The sequence below is a fragment of the Phaeobacter sp. JH20_02 genome (assembly GCF_048056915.1).
Taxonomy (GTDB): Bacteria; Pseudomonadota; Alphaproteobacteria; order Rhodobacterales; family Rhodobacteraceae; genus Phaeobacter; species Phaeobacter bryozoorum.
Window position 1 is genome coordinate 1 of sequence record NZ_JAYMVP010000024.1, and the last position, 8,652, is coordinate 8,652.

Consider the following 8,652-nt stretch of genomic DNA (forward strand, 5'->3'; position numbering starts at 1 on the left):
GGGGGGAGAAAACATTCGCTGCGCAGCGATTGAACGACAGCGATACGCAGTTTGTTTCCATTAAATGCGCCACTTAATATCCGTAGAGCAACACACGATCCACCATTGCCCAAGGTTATCTCAGCTCCAGCTTCACTCGGTCTTGTGCTCAGACAAGTTTTCCCAGAGCTCCACAGCTGATTTTGCGCTGCACTTGACCGCGTGTGTTCGCTGAAAGCTCTGGGTTGATGCAGAAGCCTGCGAATAAAGTGCTCTTTCGGCATCGAGACTGAATTTCTATATTCACAGCCTTGTCTGATCCAGCTGCTTCGGACAAGAAGTCAGGTGCATCATGTCTGACTTGCAATACCTTCGCTACCGAGCGGGGTGCGATGACGAAGGCAGCAATATCGAACCAAAATGCGCTGACTATTAGGCTGGAGTTTGCAATGATCTTGTGGTTCTGCATTTCCCTCCTTGCAATAATTATTTGCGGAACTCTCTGCACGCTCGTTTTTGCCGCAAAAATGAAAGATAGCGGCAAGCTGTATGATTGGGTGGTAATTATCCTTCCCACCACATCAGTTCTTTTGATTTGGACTTTGGGTTGGGAGATTTTTCCAAAACTATATGGAGTTCCTGAGAACGCTGGAACGGCTGGAGACATGTTCGGCAGCATCTCGTCTCTTTTTTCAGGCCTTGCATTTGCAGGACTTATAGCGACTCTTGTTCTTCAAAAGGTTGAACTTTCCTTGCAACGTAGTGAACTTACCGACACAAGAAAGGAATTTGAACGGCAAAGATTTGAGAACAGATATTTCTCTACGCTTAGACTACTAAATGATCACGTCTCTAATATGAGGCTGCCCGCAGATATCGAAGGCGGCGGTGATTTGAAAGGCGGCGCAGTCTTGGAGTATTTTGCAAGTGAGCTCCCGGATGAACTTGGCGAAGACTTACAGCCTTATGCGCATAGCGCAATTCAAATCGAACAATACCTACAACTCTACAACTTGCTATTCGAACCCAGCCTAGGTCCATATTTTCGCCTTATGTATAATTGCGTTAGGCAGATTGAAAACTCAGGCGCACCAGAAGAAGATAAAGAGGCATATTCAAAAATTCTCAGGGCTCAGATGAGTTCCCCTGAGGTGAAGCTCCTAATATTTAATGGAGTAACCCACTGGGGTGCCGATTTCCGCCCGTGGATCGAGAAATATAAGCTTCTGAAGCACTTGCCCAGTGACTACAGGAAGAAAAACCCTTCCCTAACCTCTCATTTCAACCACTTAGATAACTGAAAATCATCTCTGCGGATAATGTCGTGCGAGTGGTTTGATGGGCGGAAAGCGTATGGAATGACTTAATACCTCACGCAGTTTACGTGACACCTTGGCGCCGAGATTACCAGCGCAGCCATTCTGCAACTGCCAGATGCTGCGCGGCGGCATGTGGTAATCTGGGCTCAAAGCCGAGATGCGGCGTCGCCACGGCAAGGTTGCAGCGAGACTGGTCAGTGCCCCTGCATCTGACTTTCAATAATGTCGGCAAAGTCGCCCGAATTCTCTTCAGTCACAACGTTGTTGGCTCCGGTAATCTTCTCCAAGTATTTCTTCGCCCTATCGAACGAATCTTCAAGATTGGGTTTGCAGGGGTGCCCAAGTACAAAATGAGATTGCACACTACCCTGGCTGTAGCTCTTGACCGCCTGTGCGTAACCTGCCCACCTAGCCGCCTTTGATCCAATTTGCTCCTCGTCCTTAAGGTCAAAGGAAAGGGGCTGAATAACATGAAGCGCTCCGTTCCTATATCCTGCATGAAACTTTACAGGGCCTAGATCTGTGGTAACGATCTTGTCTGTTTCAATAAAATGATCCAACTTTCGTTCGGATATTTTGGAGCTGAAAGTTGACCAGACTTGGCTATCACTGCGATTTGCATCATTCTTAGGCTTGTCATAAGAAGCGACGAAGCGATGGAAGAGCTGATCCAGCTTCTCTGAGGGTGAATTGCAAACCCCAACTCCACCAACCTCCCATCGGTAGCTAGTATCCATATCGGGAGACAGCAACCGACCTATCCGCAATGCACCATATTCGCTTTGATCGATTGAAGGTAGCGACCTAAGACTTGGGATCAGACTTGGCTGCTTGAAATCTGTGCGCAAAAAAACCTTAATGCTCCGCGCAATCTGATTAAGGTCTTCTGTGAAAGACGCCTTTTCAAGATTTGGGTAGGACTGAAGGATACGGCCATCCCAGCTCCGAGTTTTGAGCTGAAGAAAGTTAGCCGCTTCGCTATACAGCAACACGCCGATATTGAGGCGTTCCTTAAGCCACGGGTTATGTTCGTACTGCAGGAGGCAGTAGTCGAACTTGAACTTGCGTTTCACAGTAGCACCTCCTTCGCCCGAGTTGAGAACCCATCCGCGTTGACGCGCGCGTCTAGCAGATAGTCCACGATTTTGCACGCGCATTCTTGCCCCCATGCAGGAGGCACTATGGTAACATAATCTTCGATAACATTGTCTGACATTCCTGCCAGGTTCGTCGTGAAGTCGTCTATCATCTCCTCGGTCACATCCTTAAGGCCACTGAGCAGCACGTGCTGCATGTTTCCGGGGAAGTGGTTGAAGATACCTCCATGCTGCCAAGGGAATGCCCCAGCATTGTAATCTGAACCAACATGGCAGCGCTGAAAGCTGTGTCCGAAGTCTATCACCTTGAAATCGTGTCCAAGGGCTAGCAGGTTCGTATTCCCAACGCCCCTGTCCGAGTTCTCAACGATGGTATCGAACAGGTAGAGTTGGGCCGCTTGGTGAAGCTGCCCCCTATGGACGATGTTGGTGGGGGCCCATCTTCTGTTCGCGCTAAAGGCTACCGAGCCGAATGCGATGCCGCCGGTTGCGTCGAACGCTACTCGGAGAGCGTCGCCTTCCTCGTCACGTGGAAGAGCATCCAGAAAATCTTCATCGACACGCACGAGGCAAGGTGTGGCTGCGGGCAGGCCGAGGTCTAGTGCGAACTGATTTGCGACCAGTTCGCCCACAAGGTGGTCGAAGACCAGCTCATCATGAAAGTCCTTGTATTTGACATAGACCTCCCTCTCACTTCCGTCATCGCATTCGCATATGCATTTCATCGGATGCGACCTGCCGGTCTCAGTCCTTCCGAGATATTCCGATGAGCGAACAGTTAAGATCGTCAAGCGTGTACCCCATACCCCTTGCCCACTAAATGCGTGATTAACGGGGAAAATGCTACTAGAGGCAAGGGGCCATACACGCTTCGTTGAACTCCGAGTCATGTAGGGCCTTGTTGCAACAATAATTTTGTGGATTTTCAGAAGATTTTAAATCTGTGTCGTCTTTTTGCTCAGCCGTTTTGAGAAATTCATCTCAGGGATCCTGAGGTAACAGCTTGGTTGTATCGCTGCACAACGCTTCGAATGACCGGCTCGGGAAGAGAGACACACCGATGGCCAGCCCTGCGAATGTCCTCAATGGGCCGCTCGAGCCACAGGTGGCGTTCAGCGGCCTCGACTTTGCATAGGTCGCTATCGGCTCCTAGCTTCCCGTCACCAAGTCGGTCTTCGCCGCGGCGCAGCTTCCCCGAAATGACTTTTCGCGGTATCGCGCAGCATTTTCGAACAGGCCGAAGTCAGCAGCGTCAGGCATCGGACACCAAAGAAGGTGAGCCGTCTCGCTCGCTTTATTGATCTGGACCATTGCCTTCGAACTCGCGGCCTCCACCAAAAGCCTCGCTCTCGGTCAATGTTGTCGGGGTGAGAACGATCCTGCCGAAGGTACCCTGCGCAGATAGCTCCCATGTTGTTGGATCACGGTCAGTACCCACAATCAACATGATGAACGCATCAAGATCGTGGTCTGACTCTCTATAGAGATTGAGGATGGACCTAGCATCTGAGGGCGACGCCGTTGGGCGCGGCGATGGATGCGTGTGCCAAGTTCCGATGAAGTGTAGACCCGACCCGTGTTTTTGAAGAACGTCGGCTTGCACGCTCAGCCGATGGGGAATGTAGCCATGCCGAGTTCTACGGTCTTGGGGGAAGGGTCCGGAGGCTAAATCGATTGTACAGTGCCGCCCAGGTGAACTGGAAAACAGCGGGCCACCAGCTTCACGGTCCTTCCACCTCAATTGGCGGTGCTTCAACATCACCTCAATCGCATGAGGCGCAAGCCTATATCGAAGCCCAAAGCGATCACATACCCAGACAGTCATCATGAGCTTCCGCAAATCCGACAGCGATCGCTGCGGGTCCAGGTGCGCTCGAACTCCCCTCCGGCCTCGCATGACCGACCTACAAACTCCTTCCATTCTTCGGACCAGTTTCCGCCAACGGCACCGAGTACACGAGTAGGACCGGACCAAATCCGGTGAACATGGGTCGGGTCGCCTATCAACTGCTCAAGACACAGGTCAGCCATCAGGCCGTGACCGCGCGCAAGTTGCGATGCCCCGTAGGGTTGAAAAGCACCGCCGCACGCGGGATGCGTCCGCGTCGTCGTGCTTCCTGGCCATTCAGCAACACGGAGCAGGCTTTCGCCGTACGCGCTCAAGCCGCACCCGAAACATGGTCCTCCTTCCGAAAACGACACTGCATGCGCGGCAACTGCGTGCGGCTCCAACCACCCGTAGATCGCCGTAGGCGGACGATCCTGGGCAAGACGCCATGCCTCGAACGCGCCTTCATCCATCCAGGACCCGATCGCAACGAGAATGATATCCGAGCCGAGCAAGACCTCCGGTTTGGTTTCCGCGATCGTTTGCCAACGGACATGATATTCACGCACATTTGGGAGATGTGGAAACTCATTGCGCAACATCTCAGCCAACGCGTCTGCCTTCCAGCGCCCCACGTTCGACATGCCCAGGTCGTGTCTGGATGTGTTTTCACTGTCGAGGACTTCGGGATCGATCAGGTTTAACCCACCCACACCCGCTTTCGCTAAAAGTGTGGCAACCCCAGATCCGAGGGAACCGCATCCCAACACTGTAACAGTCTTGCCTCGAAGTGCTTGCACTTCCGGCAGTTGGTCTCGCCCATGCACCCATGCTGCATCAAGGCGCTCCACCTCCATGGGTGAAATTTTCAAAGATGCGCTGGCTCGCCGTTGGATCAAAACCTCGCGCGACATCTTCTTGGCTCTGAACCCGGCCGTTACATGCTTGCGCCCGCGCTCGGTCTCCTTCCGCGCGCCTGGGATCTCATACGCGATCATCGTCGCATGTGGTCGCGTTGGTAGCGCGACAGCCACCAGCAAAGCACCCGTGCCGCACAAAAGCGGCTCGATAAAAGCATCTCTCTCTGCTCCCGGTGCCGCCATTTCCAATAGCTGTCTGGCATTGCCGGGAAGTTCTTGCGGGTTGGGTAGGGCATCTGGCCTAAGGACCACCGCTTGATCGAACAACCAGGGCCGCATCTGGCGTCCGTGCCGGCGATTTAGCCATTCGGTCAGGTGTTCCGAGTTTTCGGAGAGAACGATACCCGTTCGGCCTCTCCATAAGTAAGCCTTGGGCCCAGCGTACTCGCTCGGCGCCAGAAGTGACCGGATCGGCCGCGGCGCGCTCTTGCGCCCAAGATAGGATAGATACTCGTCAGAGATTTCTCTCTCGATGAATTCTGGGTTCGACCAATCCGCTGCTAGCTCCAGCAGCCTCTTCAGGTAAGCCCGCGCAATCCCGACCGGATTGGCAGGATCTACCGGGGTTCGGCTGGGAAAAGCACAGATGAACCCATCTGCTTCCAGATGTGGGAGGGTGCCGAGCGCCGGCGGGCGCCGCATGTAGAGCCGTGGTGCCGACCAGGGGAAGACGGCGTCGAACACCAAGTCGACCTCCTTGACGTCTGTTTCGACCGCCACCCTGAAACGCCAACCTGCGACCCAAGGCCCCTTTGGTAGACGTCGCAGGTCGTCGGCAGCAAGTCTCTGTCCGCGCCACTGGCTCTCAGCTGCCCGACCGACACTGCCAAGCACGTTGCTTATGCCAGCAAGATCAAGCGTAGCGTTCATCTCCACCCAGCTTCACCGCGGGCCGCTCGTCCTTGGTTTCAAGCAAGTTGTTGGTCAGGATCTCCGGAGCAGCAACGGTGTCCCCCGCTTGAGCCGCGTCGTCAACGAGAAGGTTCACATCTGTCGGAAACCTCGAACCGAGGGCGTCTAACATATGCCGCAATGTGGCCTGAGGCGTGCTTGATCTAATTAGCGCCGCATCCAGCTGCGCCTCCAGATCCATTGCAGCTGAAGCATATATCTGGCGGTTTGTCTGGCTCCACCCTTGGTCAAGACGCTCACCCGGGACAACCGGGTTCGGTATTTCTTGGCGCAAGATGTCAGGGAGTGCGCGAGCCACGGCAAGAAGGGCCAAATCATCGCGGCCGTTGAACGGTTTATAGCCCTGATGGTTCTTGAACACCTCAACGACCGCCCACATGAGGGCGATCGAAGCAAGGCCTACCAGATCCTGCTCGTCCCGCCAGGCCTTCAGGTAGCGAGAGACGAAACGAACTTGGTCTCCATGATCCCGAACAGCATCCCGGAACCAGTCTTCAAGTTTGCGCGGGTCGGACGGGATCCAATTGCCGCGCCCGTCATCGCCGCGGCAGGCCAAACGCATCTGGTCAGCCGAGAGCCGACCATAGATCTCATTGGCAAAGTCATCATCGCGCAAATCCATGAAATCATCCTTGATCACACGGTTTTGGGCCATCGCCGTCTCGACCAAGGTTGCGAATTCTTTCTCTGGAACAGCGTAGAGTGCGATGTCCACGTGCGCCTCCCGGTCAATCTCGACACGGATGCAGGATGTCTTTTTCTTGAGCGTCCACCCGTTCTTTTCGCAAACATCTGATACAAGCTGCTCGACGGCTCTGAAGTAGCCATCTGCCGCTACAGAAGGTGCAAGAGCACCGTCGCGATTGATGTAGCGTGTCGGAAGGAACATGCCGTCGTCCAGGTCGATCTGAAGCGGCGGCGTCTTACCCTTCGCCGGATCGTTCACTGTCGAGTATGAAAAGCTTCCCTGCATCCGAAACTTCGGCCGACCGAAAGCCTCGGTGATATCCTTTTGCTCAGAGTTGAGCGCGACAATCGCATCACGTGTGACCATTTCTGTGATTGGAAAGCGGTCGGTCCAGTCTTTCAATCCAGAACGGATCGCGTCTCGCAACTCGTCACGGACCGCGCGCAGCTCGTCTTCACGCTCCTTGGGAAGCTTGAGCTTCTTGACGTAGCAACTCTCGTTGGTACTGTTGAGCGCTTTGTGCGCATTCACCGGCATGATGTTCCCCTCTCGTTCCAAAGAACAAAATCATCAACTGGACTTTCAGCCAATCGGGTGGGACAACACCATGTAGCGGCTAAAGAGTCGTAAGCCCGCAAGATATATGGCATCCTCGATCTGAATCCAAGAGGTGGATGTCCCGCGGTGTAGGAGAACAAAACATGTATGCACTTTTGCCGTGGAGAACTCTGGGCACGGCGCTGATGATAGTCGTTGGACTTGCCGTCTATGCAGACAATTTCGGCGCTTGGGTCGGTGTGACGGTGTCCGACTCGGTGGTCATCCGCTATCTGCCAGTGGCTGTTCTTGCGGTACTTGGGATCGTCTTCGGCCTCACGGCCTACTGGGCACCATGGCGGTTCATTTGGCGAACGATACCTTTGCTCAACCGGACGGTGTTCCCGGACCTTAACGGTGTGTGGGTCGGGACGACTGCATCGAACTGGCCCACCATTGAAAAAATGCGGAACGCGGCGGCTACAGAGAGCGCAATCGACCTTGCTGAGCTCTACGAAACGGCAGAGCGCCACGATGCCATCGCAGTTGAGATTACCGCTTCACTGTACTCATTCAAGCTTGCGACGGGGCTGAGCTCCATGGACGCCACGTCTTACTCTATTACTGCACGACCCTGGAAGTGCCAGCATACACCACGCATTCACCTCGCCTATGTGTACGAGCAGGAAACCAAAGATCCCTCGGCCACGGACGAAGAGCGTCACATGGGGGCAGCCGATCTTGTTTACGACCCGCAATCCCACGATGATCTCGAAGGCGTCTATTGGACGAGGCGCAGCTGGATCGAAGGGCTGAATACGGCTGGCCGTCTCAGACTACGTCGAGTGGCGCCGTCGAAAGATCCCTCGAAAACGCTTCGTGAATACGCATTGGAGGAAAGAGCGCGGCTCTCTCAATGATGCTCATCTTCCGTTACAATCATATTGGCTTTGCGATAGAGCGCCTTCGTTTTTCCTAAGCGGCTGTCCGGGTGCTGGTCGACATCGGACCGAAGTATGCCTGCCGCATCCGGTCCGAGGGCATCACGCAGGCCCCCGTCGCGCCCCGGCTGGCAGCTATACCGCCCCGGCCTACATGAGCACCCGTCACGGCTGAGAGGCAAGACGTATGTCCGGTTCGGGCTGGCTGGTGTCATCTGGCAGCAGAAACCAGGTGCGGTATCGCTGCAACCGAGCTGCCGCATCGCCGCAAGGCGGCAGTGAGCCCATAGTGAAGAATGCTGCACTCGGATCGAACGGCACCGATGCCGAGCAAAGCGTTTGTTGCGATTGGACTTCACCAGTGTTTCACTACGCCACACAGAAGCCCATTACAGGCTAAGCTTTCCCGATCTCTGGCTTTCATGGACAAG

Annotated in this window: 6 protein-coding genes; 2 read left to right on the forward strand and 4 right to left on the reverse strand. The window is 54.5% G+C overall.

Annotated elements, in window-relative coordinates; all coding sequences use genetic code 11:
* Nucleotides 1-371 precede the first annotated feature (371 nt).
* Nucleotides 372-1,280: a putative phage abortive infection protein gene (locus tag VWY34_RS13610; RefSeq protein WP_416545652.1), complete on the forward strand. Its 909-nt coding sequence runs from the start codon at nt 372-374 to the stop codon at nt 1,278-1,280.
* Nucleotides 1,281-1,492: 212 nt separating this feature from the next.
* Here the strand turns inward: VWY34_RS13610 and VWY34_RS13615 are convergent, their stop codons facing one another.
* From VWY34_RS13615 to VWY34_RS13630, 4 genes are all read right to left on the reverse strand, one after another.
* The gene (locus tag VWY34_RS13615; RefSeq protein WP_416545654.1) at nt 1,493-2,371 is read right to left on the reverse strand and encodes a DUF3037 domain-containing protein; all 879 of its coding nucleotides are present in this window, start codon (nt 2,369-2,371) and stop codon (nt 1,493-1,495) included.
* Complete coding sequence (locus VWY34_RS13620; protein ID WP_416545656.1) at nt 2,368-3,186, reverse strand: HipA family kinase; 819 nt, start codon at nt 3,184-3,186, stop codon at nt 2,368-2,370. Before VWY34_RS13620 ends, VWY34_RS13615 begins: the two co-directional genes overlap by 4 nt.
* Before the next feature lie 1,033 nt (nt 3,187-4,219).
* Entirely contained in the window at nt 4,220-6,013 is a 1,794-nt protein-coding gene (locus VWY34_RS13625) for a ThiF family adenylyltransferase (protein ID WP_416545661.1), read from the reverse strand.
* Entirely contained in the window at nt 5,997-7,280 is a 1,284-nt protein-coding gene (locus tag VWY34_RS13630; RefSeq protein WP_416545657.1) for a CBASS cGAMP synthase, read from the reverse strand. The genes VWY34_RS13625 and VWY34_RS13630 overlap by 17 nt, the downstream gene beginning before the upstream one ends.
* Before the next feature lie 164 nt (nt 7,281-7,444).
* Here VWY34_RS13630 and VWY34_RS13635 point away from each other — a divergent pair, with 164 nt between their 5' ends.
* On the forward strand, nt 7,445-8,200 hold the full coding sequence (locus VWY34_RS13635; RefSeq protein ID WP_416545659.1) for a hypothetical protein: 756 nt from the start codon (nt 7,445-7,447) through the stop codon (nt 8,198-8,200).
* Nucleotides 8,201-8,652: the final 452 nt, after the last annotated feature.